The 24309-nt window shown below is 44.7% G+C and carries 17 protein-coding genes and 1 pseudogene; 2 read left to right on the top strand and 16 right to left on the bottom strand.

Going from position 1 to position 24309, the window contains the following annotated elements:
* The first annotated feature begins 333 nt into the window (after window positions 1-333).
* Window positions 334-666: pseudogene (locus BM101_RS14345) on the top strand (hypothetical protein).
* A 289-nt stretch (window positions 667-955) separates the two neighbouring features.
* Here the strand turns inward: BM101_RS14345 and BM101_RS05270 are convergent.
* The 16 genes from BM101_RS05270 to BM101_RS05195 form a co-directional block, all read right to left on the bottom strand.
* Window positions 956-2980, bottom strand: coding sequence for a Na+/H+ antiporter (locus tag BM101_RS05270; protein ID WP_087031742.1), 2025 nt, complete (start codon window positions 2978-2980; stop codon window positions 956-958).
* Between the two features lie 335 nt (window positions 2981-3315).
* Window positions 3316-3672: a 30S ribosome-binding factor RbfA gene (gene rbfA / locus BM101_RS05265; protein ID WP_087031745.1), complete on the bottom strand. Its 357-nt coding sequence runs from the start codon at window positions 3670-3672 to the stop codon at window positions 3316-3318.
* Between the two features lie 38 nt (window positions 3673-3710).
* Window positions 3711-6140 (bottom strand): translation initiation factor IF-2, encoded by a 2430-nt coding sequence (gene infB / locus BM101_RS05260; protein WP_087031747.1) that lies wholly within the window; start codon window positions 6138-6140, stop codon window positions 3711-3713.
* A 21-nt stretch (window positions 6141-6161) separates the two neighbouring features.
* A complete protein-coding gene (locus BM101_RS05255) occupies window positions 6162-6470 on the bottom strand; it encodes a L7Ae/L30e/S12e/Gadd45 family ribosomal protein (RefSeq protein ID WP_087031750.1) in 309 nt (102 codons plus the stop codon).
* Entirely contained in the window at window positions 6467-6751 is a 285-nt protein-coding gene (gene rnpM, locus BM101_RS05250; RefSeq protein WP_087031753.1) for an RNase P modulator RnpM, read from the bottom strand. Before rnpM ends, BM101_RS05255 begins: the two co-directional genes overlap by 4 nt.
* An 18-nt stretch (window positions 6752-6769) precedes the next feature.
* Complete coding sequence (nusA, locus tag BM101_RS05245; protein WP_087031756.1) at window positions 6770-8074, bottom strand: transcription termination factor NusA; 1305 nt, start codon at window positions 8072-8074, stop codon at window positions 6770-6772.
* A gap of 31 nt (window positions 8075-8105) precedes the next feature.
* On the bottom strand, window positions 8106-8579 hold the full coding sequence (gene rimP / locus BM101_RS05240) for a ribosome maturation factor RimP (protein ID WP_087031757.1): 474 nt from the start codon (window positions 8577-8579) through the stop codon (window positions 8106-8108).
* A 166-nt stretch (window positions 8580-8745) separates the two neighbouring features.
* Window positions 8746-13083 carry a PolC-type DNA polymerase III gene (locus tag BM101_RS05235; RefSeq protein WP_087031760.1) on the bottom strand — a complete coding sequence of 1446 codons (4338 nt, stop codon included), beginning with the start codon at window positions 13081-13083 and terminating at the stop codon, window positions 8746-8748.
* Between the two features lie 87 nt (window positions 13084-13170).
* Window positions 13171-14445 carry an RIP metalloprotease RseP gene (gene rseP / locus BM101_RS05230; protein WP_087031763.1) on the bottom strand — a complete coding sequence of 425 codons (1275 nt, stop codon included), beginning with the start codon at window positions 14443-14445 and terminating at the stop codon, window positions 13171-13173.
* 41 nt (window positions 14446-14486) lie between these two features.
* Window positions 14487-15281, bottom strand: a complete 795-nt coding sequence (locus BM101_RS05225) for a phosphatidate cytidylyltransferase (RefSeq protein WP_087031766.1) — start codon at window positions 15279-15281, stop codon at window positions 14487-14489.
* 10 nt (window positions 15282-15291) lie between these two features.
* Window positions 15292-16053 (bottom strand): isoprenyl transferase, encoded by a 762-nt coding sequence (locus BM101_RS05220; protein WP_087031770.1) that lies wholly within the window; start codon window positions 16051-16053, stop codon window positions 15292-15294.
* A gap of 202 nt (window positions 16054-16255) precedes the next feature.
* Complete coding sequence (gene frr, locus BM101_RS05215) at window positions 16256-16813, bottom strand: ribosome recycling factor (protein ID WP_087031773.1); 558 nt, start codon at window positions 16811-16813, stop codon at window positions 16256-16258.
* A gap of 2 nt (window positions 16814-16815) precedes the next feature.
* On the bottom strand, window positions 16816-17538 hold the full coding sequence (gene pyrH, locus BM101_RS05210) for a UMP kinase (RefSeq protein WP_087031776.1): 723 nt from the start codon (window positions 17536-17538) through the stop codon (window positions 16816-16818).
* 362 nt (window positions 17539-17900) lie between these two features.
* The gene (tsf, locus tag BM101_RS05205; RefSeq protein ID WP_087031779.1) at window positions 17901-18782 is read right to left on the bottom strand and encodes a translation elongation factor Ts; all 882 of its coding nucleotides are present in this window, start codon (window positions 18780-18782) and stop codon (window positions 17901-17903) included.
* 135 nt (window positions 18783-18917) lie between these two features.
* Window positions 18918-19703, bottom strand: a complete 786-nt coding sequence (rpsB, locus tag BM101_RS05200) for a 30S ribosomal protein S2 (protein WP_087031782.1) — start codon at window positions 19701-19703, stop codon at window positions 18918-18920.
* A 171-nt stretch (window positions 19704-19874) separates the two neighbouring features.
* Entirely contained in the window at window positions 19875-23093 is a 3219-nt protein-coding gene (locus BM101_RS05195) for a DEAD/DEAH box helicase (protein WP_143084431.1), read from the bottom strand.
* A gap of 169 nt (window positions 23094-23262) precedes the next feature.
* Here BM101_RS05195 and BM101_RS05190 point away from each other — a divergent pair, with 169 nt between their 5' ends.
* Entirely contained in the window at window positions 23263-23889 is a 627-nt protein-coding gene (locus BM101_RS05190; RefSeq protein WP_087031788.1) for a lysophospholipid acyltransferase family protein, read from the top strand.
* Window positions 23890-24309: the final 420 nt, after the last annotated feature.

Raw genomic sequence — 24309 nt, 5'->3', positions numbered from 1 at the left:
CAGCTCAGTAAAAATCCGAAAAGACAGTCACCACCCATTGACAGTTCTAGAGGAGCTGTCAATGGATGGCTTGATTTTTCGAAAAAAGCCTAGTATCGACAAGAATGTTTTCTTTTGCGTTATCCATAGCGCAGTTTTTTCCAAGACTTCTCAAGAAAACTTTGACAATGCCATAAGCTTTTTGCTTATATTCTTGCAGGTGAAGTGTCCAAAAAATCAGCCGAATATTCTCCATAAAATCCTGTATAATAGAACAAATCTATTTTTTCGGGATGCATTACAAAATGGAATACACGAAAGTAAAAGCTTTACCAAAAGTGGACCTACGCTACCATTTGGACGGTTCCATCAGCCCAAAAACATCTTAACAAAGGTGTATCCGGCATCGATTTGGCCGGAAACGAAACGGCATTCCCGCCTAACTTATTCGAAAACTTTTTGTCGGCAGGAAGGCAATACCATATTCCGCTCACCCTGCATACCGGCGAATGTGGCTGTGCTGATCACAAATGTGCGTGATTCCGTTCTATTGGTTGCCCGACCAGCAATCTGCAGACGAAAGCTGTTGCATCCATGAAGGAATATCCTTTCCAGCAATTCCTCGATGCTGACATAAAAATCAGCATCAATACCGATAATCGCACAGTCTCAGGAAAACAACGTTGACCGATGAATACATGCTGCTGGATGGCTACTATGACTGCATGGATTAAGGCCTGATGGAAAAGCTCAACTTGATGGCACTGGAGGCAGCCTTCACCGATGACGACTGCAAAAAACGGCTTGTAGAGGTTATCCGAAAAGCTTATCAGGTAGTGAAGGAATAGTACGCATCACCCTATTACAGAAAAATGAAGATAAAAGCTCGTATCAAAATAGATACGCTTTTACCTTCATTTTTTCATAAATGCAGAACACAATCTGCAATTTGACCTACAGCAGAGTGTGTCGCAAATTATTCGGCATACTCATAAAGAGTGACACTTTCGATGTAGTTGATAAACCGCCTTAAATCTTTTGCCATTTTATTGTTGATTTCACTGGCTTCATACATCCTACTGATTTCAAAGCGTTCCGCATCCATGATTTTGATACACAAGCTCTCCCTTTGCTCTTCCCTTTTTTCGTTGTATCTTGATTTAGGGGCTATCAACCGGCCAATCATTCTCTTGTAATCCAAGATGACGATAGGAACAATATCCGCATGCATTTGATTAAATGTGCCTTTCTCCAGCGCTGCAAGGGCCGCCTGGAAAGCTCTCATTTGAATTTCTTTCCCTGGATGCAGCTGTACATTGCCCGTTTCTTCGTGTTGATGGTATTTCCCTCTGTAGCGTTGCCATCCCCTGATCAATTTTCCGACAATATACTTTGCATCGGAACGGGAATTATTCGAAAGGACTTCTTCCCGGTGATCCAGATTTTTTTCAAGAATTTCTAAAATTTCCATATCCGCTTGATCATCAACCATTGCTTCGCGGATATACTTTCTCTCCTCTTTTAATGCCATTAACCGAACTTCTCTGATCTTATGTCGGTAATCTTTTGTTTCCGCAACATTCTGTTTATGAATGCCTTTTAACATCTTTTTGTATTTGGCAATCAGTTCATAGGCGACCACTTCATTCTCCTCATCCATCTCTTGTTTGATCTTTTTGATGGCTTCCAGGATGATTTTTTTCCTGGCCTCGGCAAAATCCACTTTATTCGATACTTTCCCTTTTCTCGCACCCTCCTCACTCAATAGTGGCAATAAAACCGTTGCGACGATTAAGGTGAACAGAATGACCCCTGCCGCCAAAAAGAGCAGCAAAGAGCGTTCCGGAAAGACCGCACCATTATACAGGAGGTACGGAATAGTGAGGACCCCAGCCATTGTTACCGCACCGCGGACTCCCGTAATACTGATCCAGAGGCAAGTTTTGAAACTTAAGCGGTCGCTATTGTTTGCTCTACCAAAGTGGTACCGGTAATTGAAGAAAAAGTAAGTCCAGATAAAACGGATTACCATAATCATCAATCCAATGGCAACAACGTACTCCCAGGCAACCCAGTTCCTCAAATTGGGATCTTCCAAAGTTGCAGCCATTGATGAAGGGATGTTCCAGCCCAACAGCAAGAATACAATCCCGTTCAAAACAAACAAAATAATCGACCAGATATTTTCCGTCAGCAGTTTCTCCTCCGCAATCAGGGTTTCGCTCCGTTCCTCAACTATCGAATGGATAATTCCGGACACAACGACGGCGATCACCCCAGAGGCATGCAGGAATTCTTCCGTGATGATGTAGATGACAAAGGGCGTCAGCACTTGCAGCAAGGAATGGAACGTCACATCGCTGATCCCTTTCTTGCGTAAGCTGTGCTTGACCCAGGTAATCATTAGCCCCAACAGGAGGCCCAGAACCGCTCCTGCGATGAATATATAGGCGAAATTAAGGACAGCCGCCGTCATCGAAAAATAACCCGTCACGACAGCAGCTACGGCATATTTGAAAGCGACCAGACCAGTGGCATCGTTGATCAGCGATTCCCCCCTGACCAAAGTCAGGACTCTTTCGGGAATATGGATACGATTCGCAATCCCGTTGACCGCCACGGGATCAGTCGGCGAAAGGATCGCAGCCAGAGCGAATGCCGCCGCAAGCGGAATGGCGGGTACAAGCCAATGGATAAAATATCCACCGCCGACGGTAGTCAAAAGCACCAACACAATAGCATTCCCGAAAATAGGAGCCTTCATCTTCCATAATTCCTCGCGTGGGAAATGCCTTCCATCGTTGTACAGAAGCGGTGCCACAAAAAGCAGCAAGAACCATTCCGACCCCAACTGGAACGAAATATCCCTAAACGCCAATGCGATGATGATTCCTATAACGATTTGTATCAACGCTGTCGGGATGGATGGGATATAATGGCTTATAACATTGGAAAATAATAGACAGACCAGAAGAAACATCACCATCATCAACAAACTCATAATTTCCCTCCTCATGTAAACAATTTTATATTCTCAAATCCGATTTCCTTGGCAAAGGTTTCCCCATGAATAATGTTTAGATGGAAGAGTGCTATTTTTTGGTAATGCTATAACCAAAGAAGCTATCCTTTATTAAGATGGCGCTTCTTCGAAAAGATTTCATAACATAATTGTATCGTAATTAAATTATAACATAATGCATTTCCAATGTATTGTTTAACCATTCAAAATCTTGCGTTTCTTATAATGTATCATTAACGGATAAGCTCAATGCAAAAAAGCAACCCGAATTTTATTCGGATTGCTTTTTTGTATTTCATGAATACCGGAAAATATTATTGTTTTTCGTCTTCATGCAATTTGCGTAGTAATTGGTCGATTTTGCTTCCGTAATCGACTGATTCATCGCGTTTGAATGTTAATTCAGGCGTTTTGTACATGGATAGGCGCGATCCCAATTCTTTGCGGATCAGGCCTGCCGCTTTTTCCAAGCCTGTTTGAACTTTTTCGCGTTCACTTGCAAGGCTGGAAAGTGTACTGTAATAAATGGTTGCTTGTTGCAGATCGCCCGTGATTTCAACATCTGTGATGTTGACGTCCTTGACACGCGGATCTTTAACGCGTTTCACCAAAATATCGTTTACTTCGCGTTGAATTTCTTGTTTCAATCTTCCAGCTCTAAAATTAGCCATCTGAATTCACTCCTTACTGAGAAATACTGCGAGGTGCATTATTTCTTGATTTCTACCATATGGTACGCTTCGATGACATCATCAATACGGATATCATTGTAGTCTTCAACCATCAAGCCGCATTCGAAGCCTTTTTTAACTTCTTTTGCATCATCCTTGAATCGTTTCAAGCTAGCTAGCTTACCGTCGAAGATAACGATGTTATCACGGATTACGCGGATGCTGCTGTTTCTTGCAATGAACCCGTCAGTAACGAATGCGCCGCCGATGGTACCGACTTTGGTAACTTTATAGGTTTCACGGATAAGGGCTTGTCCGGTAACTTGTTCTTCAAACTCTGGATCAAGCATCCCTTTCATGGCTGTTTCGATTTCGTCGATTGCGTTATAGATGATACGGTGCAGACGGATATCAACCGATTCAGCATCCGCTTGGATTTTAGCTTGCGGCGTAGGACGAACGTTAAATCCGATGATGATGGCATTGCTTGCCGCCGCCAACGTTACGTCGCTTTCGTTAATGGCACCCGCTGCAGAGTGGATGATTTTAACGCGTACGCCTTCAACTTCAATCTTTTGCAGACTTGCTGCCAAAGCTTCCACCGAACCTTGTACGTCGGCCTTGATGATGACGTTGACTTCTTTCAGTTCGCCATCCTTCAAGCTTGCGAACAGGTTATCCAATGTAACGCGGTTTTGACTTGAACGTTGTTCCATTAAAGCGCGTTTGGCACGTTCTTCCCCTGCTTGACGAGCTGTTTTTTCGTCTTCGAAGACTACAAAATGGTCCCCCGCTTGCGGTGCTGCGTTCAATCCGGTGATTTCCACTGGCATTGCAGGTCCTGCAGTTTTTACGCGTCTGCCTTGATCGTTGGTCATCACGCGGACACGACCATGAGTATTGCCGACTACGATCGGATCGCCTATTTTCAATGTACCGTTTTGCACCAGTACTGTCGCAATCGGTCCTTTTGATTTGTCCAAACGTGCTTCGATGACGGATCCGATAGCTAAACGATCTGGATTAGCTTTCAATTCTTGCACTTCAGCAACCAACAAGATCATTTCCAATAGTTCATCGATACCTTGCCCAAATTTAGCGGAGATGTTAACGAAGACCGTATCGCCGCCCCATGCTTCCGGAATCAATCCTTGGTCGGATAATTCTTGCATGACGCGATCAGGATTTGCGCCTGGCTTATCGATTTTGTTGACAGCAACGATGATCGGAACCTCAGCAGCTTTCGCGTGGTTGATGGCTTCGATGGTTTGCGGCATAACACCGTCATCGGCAGCCACCACAATGATGGTGATGTCGGTAACATCAGCACCGCGGGCACGCATGGTTGTAAACGCGGCATGTCCTGGTGTGTCCAAGAAGGTGATCGGTTTGCCGTTGATTTTGATTTGGTAAGCCCCGATATGCTGTGTGATACCGCCGGCTTCGCTTAGGGTGACGCTTGTGTTTCTTAATGAGTCAAGCAATGTTGTTTTACCGTGGTCGACGTGACCCATGATGGTTACAACGGGTGGTCTTGCTTTCAAATCTTCCGGATTGTCTTCCACTTCAAAATAGCTGTTCAAATCAGAGACATCGACAACCACTTTTTCTTCCGCTTCGATACCGTAGTCAGCGGCAAGCAATTCCAAGGCTTCTTTTCCAAGCTCTTGATTCTGCGTTACCATGATGCCCATCATGAATAATTTCTTGATGATTTCAGCTGGCTCACGATGCAATTTTTTGGCAACGTCCAAAACGGACATGCCTTCGGTGTAGACGAATGTTTCCGGTAATTCTCTGAACTTTCTTGGTGGAACAGCAGGCCCTTGCTTTACAGAGCCTTTTTTGAATTTAGAGCGTTTGTTTTTGTTGTAAGGAGCGTTTCCTCTCCCTTTATTGCGTTGATTAGATCCTCCAGCAGACTGTCCATAGGCTGGACGATTTGGTGTAGCTGAAGAAGGTGCATTGGTATGCGCTGATTTATCATTAGATTTGTTTGGCGAAACAGATTCAACTCGATTCATTTTAGTATTTGGACTTGTTTGTCCGGTTTGACCTGCTGTTTGGGCAGGTCGATTGGTATTTTTATTTTGATTGTTGCTTGTTTGCGTCTGCTTAACGGGATTGGTACTCGGTTTAGTTTGAGAATGGTGAGAGGATTTATCTTTAACGTTTTTGTCTTGACTAAGTTCACGCTTATCATTCTGTTTTGGTTGACCGGTTGTATTTATTTTTTGGTTGCTTGTTGGTTGGCTTGGCTTGTTCGCTGTCGGAGGCGTGCTAGCTTTCGCATCCCCTTTTGCAGCTGCAGACGATTGGATCGATTTATTCAACTTGCTGATGTCACTGTCCTCCATTGTAGACATATGACTGTGAAAATCGATTCCCAATTCTTTCGCTTTTTCCAAGACTGTTTTACTTGATACTTTGTGTTCATCTGCGTACTCGTAGACACGTTTTTTCCCCATGTCGTCACCTTCCTTATCTCATTACTCTGTTCCTTTCAGCCGCAAAAAGCTTTTGGCAAATCCTCTATCAGTCAGGGCGCAAATGGAACGAGTTTTGCCTATTGCCTGACTGATCTCCGCTGTAGTGAAAATCATTACAAGCGGAACATTATAAAAGCGGCATTTGTTTTCTAATTTTTCTTTGGTATTGTCACTGCAATCACTTGCACAAATGACACATGCGGCTTCATTCTTTTGAACAGCCTTGACGGTCATTTCTTCACCTGTCGTCAATTTACCTGCACGTAAAGCCAAACCAAGTAAATTCAACATTTTTTCTTCAGGTGTCATAATAAGCTCCTTGCTTTTTGATGTTCTACATAGTCATACAGTTCTTGGTAGAATTCATCGCTGATGGTCATTTCCAGATGCTTATCCAGAATATGTTGTTTCCAAGCTTTTTTTACCAATTCAGGTTCAAGTGAAACATAAGCTCCACGTCCATTCATGCGACCGGTCGGGTCAATGGCAATTTCGCCCTCTTGATTTTTGACGATACGAACCAATTCTTTCTTTGGTTTCATTTCGTTTGAAACAACGCACTTACGCATCGGGATTTTTCTTTTTTTCATGAATAATCACCTCATTGATTAATCTCGATAGTCATCTACTAATTCATCGTAGCTTTGTTCAGGATCCGTCTCAACTTCGGAAATCAATTCTTCTACATCTTCAGAATCAAGAATTTGTTCATCGTTCTCGTATTCTTCGTTATAATCTGTTTCTTCCGTTTCAACAGCCACATCTTCGGAAACCTCTTCTGCAGCGAAGATTTTATCCAATCCAGCAAACGAATTCAATGTGTTTTCGTCTTCTTCGTCGGTTGCATCAACTACTTGCGCACCAGATTCCATCAATGTTTTATTGTACTCTGTTTCTGACTTGATGTCGATTTTATAGCCTGTCAATTTTGCCGCTAGACGAGCATTTTGACCTTTTTTACCGATGGCCAATGATAATTGGTAATCCGGTACGATGACTGTGCAGCTGCCATCTGCTTGATGGAAATCAACCTTCACGACTTGCGCCGGATTCAAAGCATTGCCGATGTATACGGAAGGATCTTCGTTCCATTCCACGATATCCATGTTTTCTCCGCGCAACTCATTCACGATGGCTTGGACACGTTGTCCTCTTGGTCCAACGCAAGTACCGACAGGGTCTACGTTTTTATCGCGCGAACGGACAGCAACTTTAGAACGGTCGCCTGCTTCCCGTGCAATCGAAACGATTTCCACTACGCCGTCGTAGATTTCAGGAACTTCTTGCTCGAATAGACGTTTCAACAGATCCGGATGGCTGCGGCTTACAAATACTTGCGGTCCTTTTGATGTGTTCTCGACTTTTGTGACATACACCTTGATGCGGTCATGCGGTTGGAATACTTCGTTAGGAATTTGCTCTTGTTTAGATAAAACAGCTTCGATTTTGCCTAAGCTCACATAAATATAGCGACTGTCCTGTCTTTCAACAACACCGGTCAGAATATCATTTTCGTATGCGATGAATTGGTTGTAGACGTTGCTGCGTTCCGCTTCGCGGATACGTTGCATAATGACTTGTTTTGCGGTTTGGGCAGCGATGCGTCCAAAATCTTTTGGAGTCACTTCAAAGCGGATTTTATCGCCAAGCTCATAGGCCTTGTTCAATTCCAAGGCATCCTCCAGGCTTACTTCCAAAGTCGAGTCGAATACCATATCGACAACCTCTTTTACTGCATAGACGTGTATGTCGCCTTTTTTTTCGTCGAATGCCACTTCCACGTTTTGTGCTTGGCCATAGTTGCGTTTGTACGCCGACACAAGGGCAGCTTCCAAGGCGCTGATGACTATTTCCTTTGAGATACCTTTATCTTTTTCTAAAACTTCAAGAGCATTTAACATTTCTTTGCTCATTTTTACTTTTCACTCCTATCTCAAATTCAGATTAAAATTGGATAGCCAATCTCGCATTTGCAATTTGATTTCTTTGAATTTCGATGTCTTTTGTTCTTGTCTTGATTCTGATGGTCAATACGACCTTCTCATCTGTCACTTCTTTTAATATGCCTTCATAAAACTTTTCACCGTCGATAGCCTTGTAAAATGACAAATGTACATATTGGCCGATGGCATTTTGCATATCCGCTTCATTTTTCAAAGGACGTTCTGCACCTGGCGAAGAAACTTCTAGGAAGTATGCTTGCGGGATAGGATCAGGATCAATGGCATCCAAGGCGTCGCTGACTTTTTCGCTGATCAAGGCGCATTCCTCAATATCGATACCACCTGGTTTGTCGATATAAATTCTAAGAAACCAGTTCTTCCCTTCCTTCACAAACTCAAGATCCACTAATTCAAAATTCTGTTCATCCACAATGGGTTGGACCACTGCGCGAACTTCTTCTACTATACGACTCACAGAAACCCTCCTTTATCGGTTCTCTAGCATTGACTCTGGTTGATTGCATAAAAAGAGTGAACGTTTCCGCTCACTCCATCCGACCATTTATTCTTTTTATATCATACACTAATTAAACGTAATATGCAACAACTTGCCGTAATTGAGGCCTTTTTGAGCCGACCGGTTAAAAATCGAACAAAGAAAGTTGATTTTCGTCCGGCAAGTTTTTCAATACGCCGTTTTCATTCATGTAATCGATGATGGTTTTCGAAACTTTCCCCCGCGTTGCCAAATCCTCTTTTGAGAGGAACGGCTGATCTTCCCTGGCCTGCACAATCTGCTTCGCCACGTTTTCTCCCAGCCCTTGGATGGCCCGGAATGGCGCAATCAGGCTGTCGCCTTCGATCACGAAGTTCTTCGCATGCGATTTGTCCAAGTCCACCATTTTGAAGGCGAATCCTCTTTCGACCATTTCGTTCGCCAATTCCAATACAGTCAGCAAACTCTTTTCTTTCACGGATGCTTCCAGTCCCTTATCCATGATTTCTTTCATGCGCGATTTGATCGTCTCTTTCCCTTGCGTCATTGCGACCAGATCAAAATCTTGCGCCCTGACGGAGAAAAAAGCACAGTAATAAAGAATCGGCTGATGCACCTTGAAATAGGCAACCCGCAGCGCCATCAATACGTAGGCGGCGGCATGGGCTTTCGGGAACATGTACTTGATTTTCAGGCAGGATTGGATATACCATTCAGGTATTTCCTGAGCCCGCATTTCCGCTTGCCAATCATCCGGAATCCCTTTCCCTTTCCGCACGCTCTCCATGATTTTGAAAGCCAGGCCATCGTTCAGGCCATGGTGGATCAGGTAGACCATGATGTCATCCCGACAACCGATTACGTCCGCCAGCGGGATATTGTTTTCCCGGATCAGCGTTTCGGCGTTGCCGAGATAAACGTCGGTACCGTGTGACAGTCCGGAAATTTGCAGTAATTCGGCGAAAGTATTTGGTTTTGTCTGTTCCAGCATTCCCCGAACAAAGCGCGTACCGAATTCCGGTATGCCCAGCGTCCCCGTTTTACTGAAAATCTGATCCGGCGTAACACCCAAAATATCCGTGCTTCCGAATATGGTCATGACATCCGGATCGTTCGGCGGGATCGTCTGCGGATCCATTCCCGACAGATCCTGCAGCATCCGGATGACGGTCGGGTCATCGTGTCCAAGGATATCGAGTTTCAGCACGTTGTCATGGATCGAATGGAAATCGAAGTGGGTCGTTTTCCATTCCGAGTCCTGGGCATCCGCCGGAAATTGGATCGGCGTGAAATCATAGACATCCATATAATCCGGAATAACGATGATACCGCCGGGATGCTGGCCGGTCGTCCGCTTGACGCCGGTACATCCCTTGGCAAGGCGGTCCACCTCTGCCGATGAAAAGCGCAGGTTGTGGTCCCGTTCGTAGGCTTTCACGTATCCGAAGGCGGTCTTATCCGCAACCGTACCAATTGTACCGGCACGGTAGACATAATCTTCACCGAACAGTTCTTTCGTGTAGGCATGGGCTTGCGCTTGGTATTCCCCGGAGAAATTCAGATCGATATCGGGTACTTTATCCCCATAGAATCCAAGGAAAGTTTCAAACGGAATATCGTGCCCATCGCGGTCCAGGTTGGCCCCGCACTTCGGACAGTCTTTTTCTTCCAAGTCATAGCCCGAACCGATCGAACCATCCTCGTAGAAGTAGGAGTATTTGCATTCCGGGCAACGATAATGCGGCGGCAACGGATTGACCTCCGTAATCCCGGTCATGGTCGCGACGAAACTGGAACCGACCGATCCCCGCGAACCTACCAAATAACCGTCCTGATTGCTTTTCAACACGAGTTTCTGGGAGATCAGATAAATGACCGAGAAACCATTCCCGATGATCGAGTTCAATTCCTTCTCCAGTCTTTTTTCAACTAGCTCCGGCAGTTCTTCACCATAAAGCCGTCTCGATTCATCATAAGCAAGTTTCGTTATCTCCTCATTCGATCCTTCCATATTTGGCGTATATAACTGATCCTTGATTGGGGTGATTTCCTCGATGCTGTCGGCTATTTTTTGGGAATTCGTCACGACGATCTCCTTCGCTTTCTCTTTTCCCAGGAAGGCAAAACAGTTCAGCATTTCGTCGGTCGAGCGGAAGTGCGCTTCCGGCAAATGCAGTTGTCTGCCGCTATTTATCTTCAGCGAACTCATCAAGATTTCACGGTAAACTGCATCTTCCCTGTTCAAGTAGTGGACATTTCCGGTCGCGACGACCGTTTTCCCTAATTCATCGCCTATCGTAACGATCTGAGAAATGATTTCTTCCAGGTCATGTTCATTTTTCACCAATTCCCTTGCGATAAGGGGTGCATAGACCTCTTTCGGCATGACTTCGATGTAATCGTAGAATTTTGCCTTAATCTTGGCCACCTCGGCGCCTTTCTGCATCATCGCCTCGAAAATCTCGCCCTCGCTGCAGGCGGATCCGATCAACAGATTTTCCCGGTTCGCTTGCAGCATGCTGCGCGGTACACGCGCCGTACGATAATAATAATCGATATTTGATGAGGAAATGATTTTGAACAGATCTTTTAAGCCATCCTGATTCTTGGCAAGGATAGTGGCATGGAAAGGACGCGCACGTTTGTAGGAATCCCCGCCGCCGATATACTTGTTCAATTCATCGTGAAACAGGATGTTGTGTTCTTCTGACGCTTCCTTCAGAAAGATCCAGCAGAGGTGTCCGGTTGTTTCGGAATCGTATACTGCCCGGTGATGTTGTTCAAGGCCAACGCCATAGCGTTTCGCCAACGTGTTCAACCGATGCGATTTCAGGTGCGGATGCAAAAAGCGCGACATCTCGAGCGTATCGATGACGGGATTGGGCGCCTCCGGCATCCCGTTCCGCCCGTAGCTGTTGTTCAGGAATCCCATATCGAAGCTGGCGTTATGCGCAACAAGTATCGTATTCTCGGAGAATTTAGCGAACTCTTCCAATACCGTCTTTTCCGGCTTCGCATCTCTGACCATATCGTCCGTGATGCCCGTCAATTGGATCGTCGTCTGGGATAAAGGATGACCTGGGTTTATGAATTCTTCGAAGGTATCGATGACGTTCCCTTTGTACATCTTGACGGCAGCCAATTCGATGATAGTATCGTAGACCGCCGATAATCCCGTTGTTTCGGTATCGTAGACGACATAGGTGGCTTCGCTCAGATCTTCGTGAACGGGGTTGTAGGCGATTGGAACCCCGTCGTCGACCACGTAAGCTTCGATCCCATAGAGGATTTTGACGTTGTTTGCCTTGCCGGCCGCATGGGCATCCGGGTAGCCCTGGGCGGCTGCATGATCCGTCAGCGCAATCGCTTTATGCCCCCATTTTGCCGCTTGTTTGACAAAATCGGCGATGTTGTTGGTTGCGTCCATCTGGCTCATGTTTGAGTGCAGATGCAATTCCACTCTTTTTTCGCCTTCTGGTGACGTGTCTTTCCGTTCAGGATGGGTCACTTGGTTGACATCGCGCGCATTCACGACCAAATCCCGCATAAAGGTGTCTTCCTGCACGCTTCCGCGGACCCGGACCCAGATGCCCTTCTTGACCAATTCGAAATTCTGCTCATCCGTTTCGTTCGAGGAGAACAGTTTAACCGAAAAGGATGACGTGTAATCCGTCATTTTGAAGATCAGCAATTTTCTGCCTGAGCGCAGTTCGCGCACTTCACTGTCGAAAACATAGCCTTCGATCACGACGGAACGTTCCTCTTCCGTAATGGTGCTCATCTGTTTGACTTCCTCTTTTGAAGAAATCTGCCTGCCGATGGTCAATGGCCCGTTGCTGGCAGCTTTCCCGTTCGAGCCGTCCCCGCGCTGTCTTTCTTGTTGATTCTGCTTGATTGCTTCTTCAGCCTGCTTGATCAACATATCGTCCTGCTCTTTTTTTCTGGCAAGGAATTGCGCCATCCGCGCTTCGGATGCTTCCTCATCGATTTCAATCGTTATCTGGAAGCTAGGGAAACCCAAATTCAGATAGTTCTGTTGGATGATAGCCAAATAGTTGTCAGCCAAGTGATTTTTGGTGATTTCGTTCTCGACGCTGATGACGACCTTGTTGTTGTTCACAGCCGGTGTATGCCTTGCAAAGAGGCCCTGCACAAGCGGAGAAGAGATGTTGCTTCTTTCAACGACGGTTTCCCAATAATCAAGGATGCCCTCATTCGTTAAGACCGGATTCCTGGTCTTGATTTGAAAATCTATCGCCGCAATGGATTGAAATTTAATCTTCAATTGCAACAGCAGAGCGTTGAACACTTCAAAAGGCAAGACATTGTCAAAAACAAAGACAAAGGACCATAGTTTCGATTTCCTATGGACAATGACATTTTCAACCTCTCCATTTTCAAAATAGGGAAGATAATCCGTTTGATGCTGTAAATTAATTTGTTCCAAGAGCTGTTTGAACAGTTCTTTTTTCGATAAAGTCATTTGAGCTCTCCTTTTCTGTTAACAAATAAAAAGATTCAAAGAATGAATCGTGCTTTCTTTGAATCTTTCTATTCGTTTCATCCTAGATCATTGACCAAAGAAAAATCTTTGGATATCATTCCACGTAACCAATACCATCAACAGCAGCAGCAAGCCAAAACCGATTGCGGTGATAATGCCTTCTTTTTCAGGCTCCATCGGTTTGCCGCGGACCCCTTCAATGATGTTCAGCAATATTTTGCCTCCATCCAATGCTGGAATCGGCAATAGGTTTACCACACCCAAGTTGATGCTCAAATAAGCGAGGAAGCTGAGCGTACTCAAAAATCCGTAACTGACGACCTGCTCTGTGGCCGCATAGATTGCCACTGGCCCGCCAAAGGCATCGGCCTTGAATCCGGTGCGGAACATGGAGAAGATCAAGCTGAAGATGGAGGTTGCTATTAACCAAAATTGTTGAAAGCCATAGCTGACCTTCGCGCTGATGGAAGTATCCATTGGTGCGGCTACCCCAATCAAGCCGTACACATTCCCTTTCGCATCCGTTTTCTTATCCGGCGTCACCACCACTTCCCGTTCTGCCTGTCCATCGGTGATGACAGAAAGCGTCACAGCTTTTTCAGGGTTTACTTGGATCGCTTCGACCAACGCTGTCCATGTATCGACGGCTTTCCCGTTTACGGCTACGATTTCATCGTCCCTTTGCAGACCAGCCTGTTCGGCGGGGCTTCCGGACTGGATTTCACCTAAACGACTGTCATTGGCCATTACACCGCCCTGCATAAAGGCAATCGCGATGAATACCGCAATGCCAAGAATGAAATTGTTCATCGGACCGGCAAAGTTTGTCATCATGCGGTTCAATAGCGGAGCTGATTGATACTGCACATCGATTGGCGCAATCTGCACCTCGGTGCCATCCTGCTCGATAACCGTCGCATCGCGCTTCACTTTATAGGTGACCGGATCCGCGCTGCCAGGGATAATTCCCTTGATGAATAGTTTATCTTCCAAATCCGCGGCAAGGATTTCAATCGGCACGGCATGAATCTGTTGTTTGTTGCTTAAATCGATCTGCGTTACCATTTGTTCGTCATCAACAGAAATTTTAACCGGCATCCCCGGTTTCAAGTCTACATTCTCATCGCCTAAACCGGCCATTCTGACATAACCGCCGATCGGCAATATCCTGACTGTATAGGTTGTCCCATTTTTTCTGTGAGAGAATACTTTCGGGCCCATTCCGATCGCAAATTCCCGCACCAAGATGCCTGATTTTTTTGCGAAATAAAAATGGCCGAATTCATGGATAATCACTAATATGCTGAATACGATAATGAAAGTAATTATGGTTTGAAACACGTTATCCCCTCCGACTATTTACGTACTGGTTCTATCCTGAATTAAAGGATGAATTGCAAAAAGATATGGAAGACAGGCATAACGAACAAGGTACTGTCCAACCGGTCCAAAATGCCGCCGTGTCCTGGCAATATTGTCCCCGCATCCTTCACCCCAAAATGACGTTTGAATGCAGACTCGACCAAATCACCCATCTGCCCGCAGACGGACAGAATGATGGTCAACATGATCTGCAGGCCCATCGATAATTCGAGCGGGTTGTAATAGTGGAAATAGACGATGGCGATCACTAACGCCAAAATCGTACCACCTGCGGAACCTTCAATCGTCTTATTCGGGCTGATGACAGGCGCAAGCTTGTTTTTTCCGATTTTTCTGCCGACCAAATAAGCGCCGATATCCGTCCCCCAGATGATCAGCAACACGAGCATGACCATCCAAAAACCGATTTCCCGGGTTTGGATAAAATAATAAAATCCTCTTCCGACATAAAGGGATGTCAAAACGGAGGCGGCAGCATCGTCGAATGTAAAATCATTTTTCGAAAAAACGGTGCTGACGAACAACACCAACGCTTCAAAATAGATGATCAACATAGCATCAATGCCAGAGGGGATGAAGCTCAAATACGATTCGGGCATCATCAACAGGATGGCGGTCGCCATAGTGATAATGCCTTCAAAACTGAAAAGCGGCAGTTTTTTCATTTTCAGCAATTCATATACAGCAATCATCCCTAGAACAATGATGAATAACTGAAGCGGCCAGGATCCCAGCCATACAAACGGAATAAATATCGCGGCAGCCACCAATGCGGTAATTGTTCTGGTTTTCATGACATCCTCCTCAAATCCCGCCGAAGCGGCGATTACGGTGTTGGTATTCAGCAAGGGCCGCTTCTAAACTTTTCGACGAGAAATCCGGCCAGAAATCATCCGTGAAATACATTTCGCTGTACGCTGCTTGCCACAGCAAAAAATTACTCAAGCGGATTTCTCCGCTCGTCCGGATCAGCAGATCCGGGTCCTGCAAAGCGCCAAGATGGCTTGTCATCAGGTATGATGAAAAAAGTTCTTCTGTGATGTCATCAGAAGTAATCGTTCCGTTGCCGACATCTTGCGCTATCCGTTTCGCGGCTTCCGAAATTTCGAGCCTGGACCCATAATTCAAAGCGAAATTCAATATCAGGCCCGTATTATTTTTCGTCTTCTCGATTGCATTCTCCACAACCTTCAATGTTTTCTCAGGCAGATGTTCGATCCAACCGATTGTTGTGACTTTGATGTTATTTTCCATTATCTCCGGCATGAAAACATCAAAAAAATCGATCGGTAATCCCATCAAGAAGTTGACTTCCTCATTTGGGCGTTTCCAATTTTCGGTTGAAAAGGCATAGAGCGTCAATACTTTAACCTGTAATTTGCTGGCATGAATCGCAATCTTTTTGACTGTATTCATCCCCTCTTTGTGCCCATAAACACGCGGCATCATCCGTTTCTTTGCCCAACGGCCATTGCCGTCCATAATGATGGCGACATGAGCGGGGATGAGCCCCTCTTCATCAAAAATCAGTTCATTTTTTGGATCTTCACTTCTAAAAAAAGCCATCCTATATCCCTCACTTTTTCATAACTCTATTTATTTTAACAAAAAACGAGGCCAATTCATATGTTAATCACTTAATTAAGATAATTTTAAATTCGCTGTCGCTGGAATCGTTTTGATGGTCCCTTTTCCACTCGAATGGCGAGCCATTGAAAAAAGGTCCAAGACAGTTTGTCCTGGACCTTCCTTACCATTGAACCAATGATTATTTGTCTAAAATTTCTTTTTCTTTTTCAGCGGCAATCTTATCGATCTCTTTAGAAGATTTGTCAGTCAGGTCTTGCACTTGTTTTTCATAAGTACGCAACTCATCTTCCGTGATTTCTTTATTCTTTTCCGCTTTTTTCAATTCTTCGATAGCATCTCTACGGATGTTACGAATAGAAACTTTAGCGCCTTCGCTGTCTTTTCCGATTTGTTTCGCCAATTCCTTACGGCGTTCTTCCGTCAAAGCCGGAATGACCAGACGGATGACATTGCCGTCGCTTGAAGGATTGATTCCCAAATCGCTTTGATAAATGGCTTTCTCGATATTACCGATGCTTGATTTATCATAAGGCGTAACCATCAGCATTCTCGCTTCCGGAATGGTTACCGATGCCAATTGGTTAACGGGTGTCAGCGCACCGTAATATTCAACTTGAATACGGTCTAAAAGACTAGCGTTTGCACGGCCTGCACGAATGGAACCCAATTCACGCAAAAGCGCTGCCTCAGTTTTTTTCATTCTATCTGTAGCATTGTCCAGAATTGCTTTAACCATCATTATTTCCCCCTAACAGTCGTTCCTATATCTTCACCCATGATAACACGGCGGATATTTCCATGTTTGTTCAAGTTGAACACAACTAACGGAATATCGTTGTCCATGCTCAATGAGCTTGCTGTAGAATCCATTACTTGAAGTCCTTTGGAGATAACATCTAAATGAGTCAATTCAGTGAATTTCGTTGCTGTAAGATCTTTCATGGGATCCGCAGAATAAACGCCATCAACATTGTTTTTAGCCATCAAGATGACATCAGCATTGATTTCAGCTGCACGAAGCGCTGCAGTCGTATCTGTAGAGAAATAAGGGTTACCCGTACCACCGGCGAAAATGACGACACGGCCTTTTTCCAGATGACGAACGGCACGTCTGCGGATATACTGTTCCGCAATCTGTCTCATTTCAATGGATGTTTGAACACGCGTCGGAACGCCGTTGTTTTCTAAAGCATCTTGCAATGCTAAAGAATTCATGACAGTAGCCAACATGCCCATGTAATCGGCTTGCGCTCTTTCCATGCCCATTTCTGCGCCTGTCGTACCGCGCCAAATATTGCCGCCGCCTACAACGATTGCGATTTGAACGCCCAGGTCGTGGACTTCCTTGATTTCTTTTACGATTTCCTCGATTGTTGGCGGGTTGATCCCAAAACCAGTATTGCCTGCTAAAGCTTCCCCACTAAGTTTTAAAACAACGCGTTTATATTTTGGTTCACTCATTTTTATATTTCCCTCCGTCTTAACTAAAACGCCATTGTATAAGAGCGTTTGACTATGATTTAAGAAAAGCGGGACAAGCCCGCCCTGCCTCGACAGAAACATTAAAGAAGCAACGCTCCTTGCAGTCGCCTTGTACTGGTAGTCTAAGGAATGAATTCCTAAAACTACCATGCAAATGAGCATACCGCGCAATGGGTCAGATTTATCTAATTTCCGAGAGGCAGGCTTGGACCGCTAGACATCATGTGTGGGCATGAAACCGATTGAAAATCTATTTCACGCCTGCAATGATGCGGTTCTTATATCAAAAACATTTATGCTTTCCTTGCTGTTAAAAAAGCCCCAATTAAGGGGCAGTTTTATTATCTTTTAACTTGGCTCATTACTTCTTCTGCGAAGTCCATTGAGCGTTTTTCCAAACCTTCGCCTACTGCATAGCGGACGAATGATTTCACGCTGCCGCCTTTAGAAGCTGCATATTGAGAAACCGTAACATCTGGATCTTTAACAAATGATTGGTCATTCAATGAAATTTCGCTTAGGAATTTATTGATACGGCCTGTGATCATTTTTTCAACGATGTTGGCTGGTTTGCCTTCGTTTAATGCTTGTTCAGTAAGAACTTTCTTTTCATGTTCAAGTTCTTCAGCAGATACTTGTTCACGAGAAACATATTTAGGGTTGATGGCAGCTACGTGCATAGCGATATCTTTCGCTGCATCAGCGTCAGTTGATCCTTCTAACACAGTCAATACTGCAATGCGTCCGCCTTGGTGTAAGTATGCACCGAATGCATCAGCATCTGTTTTTTCAACGATAGTGAAACGACGCAAAGTGATTTTTTCGCCGATTACAGTTGTTGCAGTTGAAATAACGTCGCCTAAAGTTCCTTCTTCTGTTTCCAAAGCCAATGCTTCTTCAACTGTAGCTGGGCGTTTTTTAGCGATTGTTTCTGTAATGGATGCTACTAAGTTTTGGAATTTGTCATTTTTTGCAACGAAGTCTGTTTCAGCATTGATTTCAGCGATAACAGCAACATTACCATCAACAAATACATTTGCTAAACCTTCTGCAGCGATACGATCAGCTTTTTTAGCTGCTTTTGCTAATCCGTTTTCTCTTAAATAATCGACCGCTTTTTCCATGTCACCGTCTACAGCTACTAAAGCTCTCTTAGCATCCATCATACCTACGCCTGTCATGTCGCGTAATTCTTTAACCATTTTTGCAGTAACTTGTGCCATTCTATGATTCCTCCTGAATATTCTATTTCATTAAAAAAGCTATCCCAAAGAGAATAGAAAAGATGTCGGCTACCTAACTGGCTATATCTTTCTTCTTTTCTGAGACAGCTCATTGTTTCAAACTGATGTTACTTCTTACTCGTTTCCGCCTTCAACAACTTCAACGATTTCTTCTAATGAAGTAGCTTCGTCAGCTTCAGCTGCGAATGTTTCTTCGATAGAAACTTCTGCTTGATCTTTGCCTTGGTTACCTTCGATGAAAGCATCAGCCATTTTAGCAGTGATCAATTTTACTGCGCGGATAGCATCGTCATTTGAAGGGATAACTACATCGATTTCGTCTGGATCGCAGTTTGTATCGACCATAGCAACGATAGGGATGTTCAATTTGTGTGCTTCTTGAACAGCGATTCTTTCTTTTCTTGGGTCAACGATGAACATTACATCTGGAATTCTAGGCATATCTTTGATACCGCCCAAGAATTTTTCAAGACGTTCTTGTTCTTTTTTCAAGATTACGACTTCTTTTTTAGGAAGTACTTCGAAAGTGCCGTCTTCAGCCATTTTTTCGATGGATTTCAAGCGTTTGATACGTTTTTGGATTGTATCCCAGTTAGTCAAAGTTCCGCCTAACCAACGGTGGTTAACGAAGAATTGACCTGAACGGATAGCTTCGTCTTTGATTGAATCTTGTGCTTGTTTTTTTGTACCCACGAATAAAGCTACGCCGCCGTCTTCAGCAACGTTAAGCATATATTTGTATGCTTCGTCTACCAATTTCACAGTTTTTTGCAAGTCAATGATATAGATACCATTTCTTTCTGTGAAGATGTATTTTTTCATTTTTGGGTTCCAACGACGAGTCTGGTGACCGAAGTGAACGCCTGCTTCCAATAGTTGTTTCATTGAAATTACTGCCATGTTTTTTTCCTCCAAATATGTTTTTATTTTCCTCCCCTAATTTCTTTTACAGCAGAAACTCGTTATTCAACAAGCAACGTCCGCCATATCAATTAAGGTGTGAAATGTGGTTTTGCACCGTATTGAATTATACTTAAATAAAACGAAATATGCAAGGACTTTCTTTCTTTTTTAAGATGTGATGCCCAATATTTGTTTGATGTCGTCGTTCGACAACCGCTGTCTGCTTAGAGCCTCTTCGCCTTCGGAGATGATCAGCTGATCAAAAAGCATTTTTTTGTCTTGCTGCAGCTGATTGATTTTCTCTTCAATGGTCCCTTCCGCAATGAAGCGATAGACCTGAACGTTTTTCTTCTGGCCGATACGGTGTGCCCTTCCGGCAGCCTGTTCTTCCACAGCAGGATTCCACCACAGGTCAAACAGGATGACGGTATCCGCGCCGGTCAGATTCAAACCGGTGCCACCCGCTTTCAATGAAATCAAAAAGACATCCGCCTGGCCGTCGTTGAACTGATTGACCAGCTCGATCCTTTCGGAGGGCGGCGTCTTCCCGCTCAAATAAAAATTGCTGATGCCTTCTTTTGCCAATTCGTCCTCTATCAGTTTCAGCATGGATGTGAACTGAGAGAATACCAGGACATGTTGGCGGTTTTCTTTCGCGTTCCTCAGAAGCTCAATCAGCTGTTCCAACTTACCGGAACCGCCTTGATAAGCCGGATCGATTAAACGCGGGTCGCAACAGATTTGCCGCAATCTGGTCAGGCCGGACAAGATTTCCATCCTATTTTTCTGGAAATCTTCGTTATCATAATAGGCAACGGCATCTTGAAGCTGCTGCAGATAGGCCAAGTAGACGACTTTTTGATCCCGGTTCAAGCTGCTGTAGATATCCGATTCGGTTTTTTCCGGCAAATCGCTCAGCACATCTGCCTTCAGTCTGCGTAGCATGAATGGTTTTGCCGTTTTCGAGATTTGCTCCAAGGTCAATTTTTTGAATTCTTGCACCTTAGGGAACAGGCCCGGCAATACCAATTGGTAGATGGCCCAGAATTCCGTTACGCTGTTTTCGATCGGTGTTCCGCTCAGGGCGATGTTCACTTTTGCAGCCATCTTGGTGATTGCCCGGAACGTTTTCGTATGGTAGTTATTGACATACTGGGATTCATCCAACACCATCGTATGGAAATCGACCGCCTGGTAAAGCTCGACATCCTGCCGGAAACTTTGATAGGAAGTGATCGCGATGCCATCTTTGGGCAAATTAGCCAGCTGGAATTCTCTTTCCTTTTTCATCCCGCTGATGACACACGTCTGCAGATCCGGCGCGAATTTCTGGAATTCATACTTCCAGTTATAGATCAATGAGGCCGGCGCTATAATCAAGGATGGCTTGTCGCCGTTATGACCCTCTTCTATTTCGCTCAATAGGAACGTGATGAGCTGAAGGGTCTTACCCAAACCCATTTCATCCGCTAAAATGCCGCCCAGGCCATATTTAGCCAAAAATTTCAGCCATTTAAAGCCCGTTACCTGATAGGGGCGCAAATCCGCATGCAGCGATTTGGGAAGTTCCGCAGGGAATGATTCCGGATTTTTGATGTACTGGAACAGATCCTTGAAGAAATTTTGGCTGTATACTTCAGGGTTCAGCTTTTGGATTTCCTGTTCAAGCGTAAAACTTTTTACCATCGGCATCGAGATGGTTCCGTTATTCATTTTGGAATCTTCCCTTATCAACGAAAGGAAGTGATTCATTTCCTTCATCGGTTCCGTTTCCAACGACAGCAGGCGCCCGTCTTCCGTTTTGAAGTACAGTTCATTCTTTTTGATGCTGTTCAGCAAGCGATCCACTTCGTTTTCCGATATCCCTTCAACATCGAAACGGATATCCAAGAAAGAATCGCGGGCGGTCCGTTGCACCTTTGCGGAGATGGTCGCGTTCTCGACGACCAACTTTTGCAGTTCCGGACTCAATTGCACATCTGCGTATAAGCGCAAAGCCGGAATTTTTCTGTAAAGGAACGAAAACAGATCCACATCTTTCGTCGCGTTCAACAGAAGTTGGTTTTCGATGATCGTAAAATTCAATTGCTCCAAAACTTGAAGGATCTTTTCTTCACCGACTGTGTCCCGGATCAGATAACGGCTGCCGTCCTCCAGCCCGACACTCGGCTGAAAAGCCGTATCGCCATATTGAAAGATGATATCCCCCTTTATCCTTTTCTGTGTGCCATAAAAATGGATGGCCACGGTCAGCGGTTCGTCAATCATCTGTTCGGCCAATTCTTCGCTGTAGTTTACCGAGCCGATCTGTTTCAGCAAAGGCGTCACATAGGTCAACAGGTCGGAAACGTCCGCCTCATCGATGTACACCGATTCCTGTCCATCAAAACGCTTATTGAAAAAGGCGATATAATCCAACAGCTTTTGTTGCTGGATGGATAGTTCAAAAATATTATTCCCCTCGATCAGCCAGTCATAATCCAATAACGGCACGATTGAACTGCGATCCATATGGACTTCAATGCCGTCGCCCTTTATTTCGAGCAGGAACTTATAGGGCGGTTTTTCTGATGTGAACAAAGCCGTATCATAGGTTTCATCGCTTCCCGACCATTCCACCCGCTCCGTCTTCAATAATTCCATCAGGACAGATTTTGCCGAACTTGGCGGCAAGATCAAATAGGAATCGATTTTCCTTGCCGTTACATTGATCAGTTGTTTATTCAAAACCCCGGTCTGCTCTTCCATCATTTTGTACAGCCGATAAAGTATTTGCTGATCGGATTCCTTGATCTGAACTTCTTTAAAGTCGATTTCATCCGCAGTACGGTATTCCCATTTTTCCTGTTTCACAAATTGCTCCGTAAATTGTTCGATGTTCGTAACCATGTATAATTTGTCCAAGCCTGCACGCAAGGACAGCGCAAGGACACATTCACCATGCATATAAGCATTCGGTTTGATCCGCAAAACCTGTAAAGTGTAATGGACTGAGAATTCAGGCCTCGTGGTGATGCTCTTCGAACCTCTATTTTCATGATAGAAGATTTGAGTCAAGTCCGACACAAATTCTTGCCCCGCAATGTCAGAATCAACTTGGAAATGTTCCGCACTTTGTTCTGTCAAAATGCGCGTACCGCATTTCTCTTTCAGGAATAATTCAACCGCAATCGTATGCTTGCAATATTGATGGGTCTTCCAATATTTGCATTGGCAAACATCTTGTTCCCTGGCAGTGCCGTCCAAAGTAACGTGATACATGCGACTTCCAAGCACCTCACTATGCCATACTTGATTCTGGAAATCCGGCTGAATCGACAACACACGGCTCTCATTGACATATTCTCTGCCTTGTTGAATCATCCTATCTGGAATACTCCATTTCACTCTATCAGCCCCTCACATTCAATCTATCCATTCTTCATTGTACTTTAAATCGGCCAAAAAATATACTCTCTTCCGCTAAAGAAGCCATTCCCGGAAATGTTTTTCTTGAAAAACAAGGGAAATTGACTCATAATAGTAACGATAAAGCTATAGGCAAAGGAGATAGATCATGTTTTTTAAGGCAGTAGTAAATATCGTGAAATTTTTAGTATTTATCCTGAACGGAAAAACGGAAATCCAAAATAAAGATAAGATTCCAAAGGATACTGTGTTCGTAATAGCAGCCCCACACAGAAGCCTGCTGGATCCGATTTTCATCGCATTCGCCGTTTATCCCCGCGTTTTTTCTTCCATGGCGAAGCAGGAACTATTCAAGGGCAGTTTCATGAACTGGCTCTTACGCCGTATGCACGCTTTCCCGGTCAACCGCGAAAACCCCGGTCCTAGCGCATTGAAGCAACCCGTCAACATTCTGAAAGAAGGCAATGACAGCCTGTTGATTTTCCCTACAGGTTCACGGCACTCCGATGAAATCAAGGGCGGAACATCCACCATCGCAAAATTGGCGGGCGTCCCGATTCTGCCGATCGTTTATCAAGGCCCCTTTTCTTTCAAAGAATTATTCAACATCTTCAAGCACAAAAAAGCGATCGTACGCATCGGCGACCCTATCTACCTGCCGGCGGAAAAACGCGTTTCCCGGGAAGTGCTTGCTGCTTATGATCAAAAGATAACCGACGCTTTCCGCCAATTGGATAAAGAGATTGATCCGGATTTCGTTTATGTAGCCAAATAGGAAAAGCGGGACAAGCCCGCCCTACCTCGACTAGTAAGGAAACACTGTGACCAAAAAGCGGTCAAGTACTCTGATGTCACAGTGCGACATCAGAGGGCCTCACTGCTAGGTATTTTTGATAGTCTGATGACAGGACTAAGCGATTGAAATCGCAAGAGTCATGACAATTTAGGAAATCTGACCGGTAGCAACGCTCCTTGCAGTCGCCTTGTACTGGTAGTCTAAGGAATGAATTCCTAAGACTACCATGCAAATGAGCATACCGCGCAATTGCTGAGAGACTTCCTGCGTCAGCAGGTTAGTCGAACAGTATGTCTTGGCTCGCAGAGCCAAGAGGACCCTTCATCTTCCTTCCGAACTGGCGTGAAACAGATTAGTAACCTTTAAAACACCTTCAATGATGCGCTTCTTATATCCAGA

This window comes from Trichococcus palustris, assembly GCF_900114465.1.
GTDB lineage: Bacteria > Bacillota > Bacilli > Lactobacillales > Aerococcaceae > Trichococcus > Trichococcus palustris.
The sequence above is the reverse complement of the archived record's forward strand: the minus strand, read 5'-3'. Positions and strand labels throughout refer to the sequence as shown.

What these genes read in the sequence shown, in the direction of transcription:
- BM101_RS05270 (WP_087031742.1), bottom strand. Translation starts at nt 2,980, where the DNA reads ATGAGTTTGTTGATGATGGTGATGTTTCTTCTGGTCTGTCTATTATTT.
- rbfA (WP_087031745.1), bottom strand. Translation starts at nt 3,672, where the DNA reads ATGGCTAATTTTAGAGCTGGAAGATTGAAACAAGAAATTCAACGCGAA.
- infB (WP_087031747.1), bottom strand. Translation starts at nt 6,140, where the DNA reads ATGGGGAAAAAACGTGTCTACGAGTACGCAGATGAACACAAAGTATCA.
- BM101_RS05255 (WP_087031750.1), bottom strand. Translation starts at nt 6,470, where the DNA reads ATGACACCTGAAGAAAAAATGTTGAATTTACTTGGTTTGGCTTTACGT.
- rnpM (WP_087031753.1), bottom strand. Translation starts at nt 6,751, where the DNA reads ATGAAAAAAAGAAAAATCCCGATGCGTAAGTGCGTTGTTTCAAACGAA.
- nusA (WP_087031756.1), bottom strand. Translation starts at nt 8,074, where the DNA reads ATGAGCAAAGAAATGTTAAATGCTCTTGAAGTTTTAGAAAAAGATAAA.
- BM101_RS05235 (WP_087031760.1), bottom strand. Translation starts at nt 13,083, where the DNA reads ATGACTTTATCGAAAAAAGAACTGTTCAAACAGCTCTTGGAACAAATT.
- BM101_RS05225 (WP_087031766.1), bottom strand. Translation starts at nt 15,281, where the DNA reads ATGAAAACCAGAACAATTACCGCATTGGTGGCTGCCGCGATATTTATT.
- BM101_RS05220 (WP_087031770.1), bottom strand. Translation starts at nt 16,053, where the DNA reads ATGGCTTTTTTTAGAAGTGAAGATCCAAAAAATGAACTGATTTTTGAT.
- frr (WP_087031773.1), bottom strand. Translation starts at nt 16,813, where the DNA reads ATGGTTAAAGCAATTCTGGACAATGCTACAGATAGAATGAAAAAAACT.
- pyrH (WP_087031776.1), bottom strand. Translation starts at nt 17,538, where the DNA reads ATGAGTGAACCAAAATATAAACGCGTTGTTTTAAAACTTAGTGGGGAA.
- tsf (WP_087031779.1), bottom strand. Translation starts at nt 18,782, where the DNA reads ATGGCACAAGTTACTGCAAAAATGGTTAAAGAATTACGCGACATGACA.
- rpsB (WP_087031782.1), bottom strand. Translation starts at nt 19,703, where the DNA reads ATGGCAGTAATTTCAATGAAACAACTATTGGAAGCAGGCGTTCACTTC.
- BM101_RS05190 (WP_087031788.1), top strand. Translation starts at nt 23,263, where the DNA reads ATGTTTTTTAAGGCAGTAGTAAATATCGTGAAATTTTTAGTATTTATC.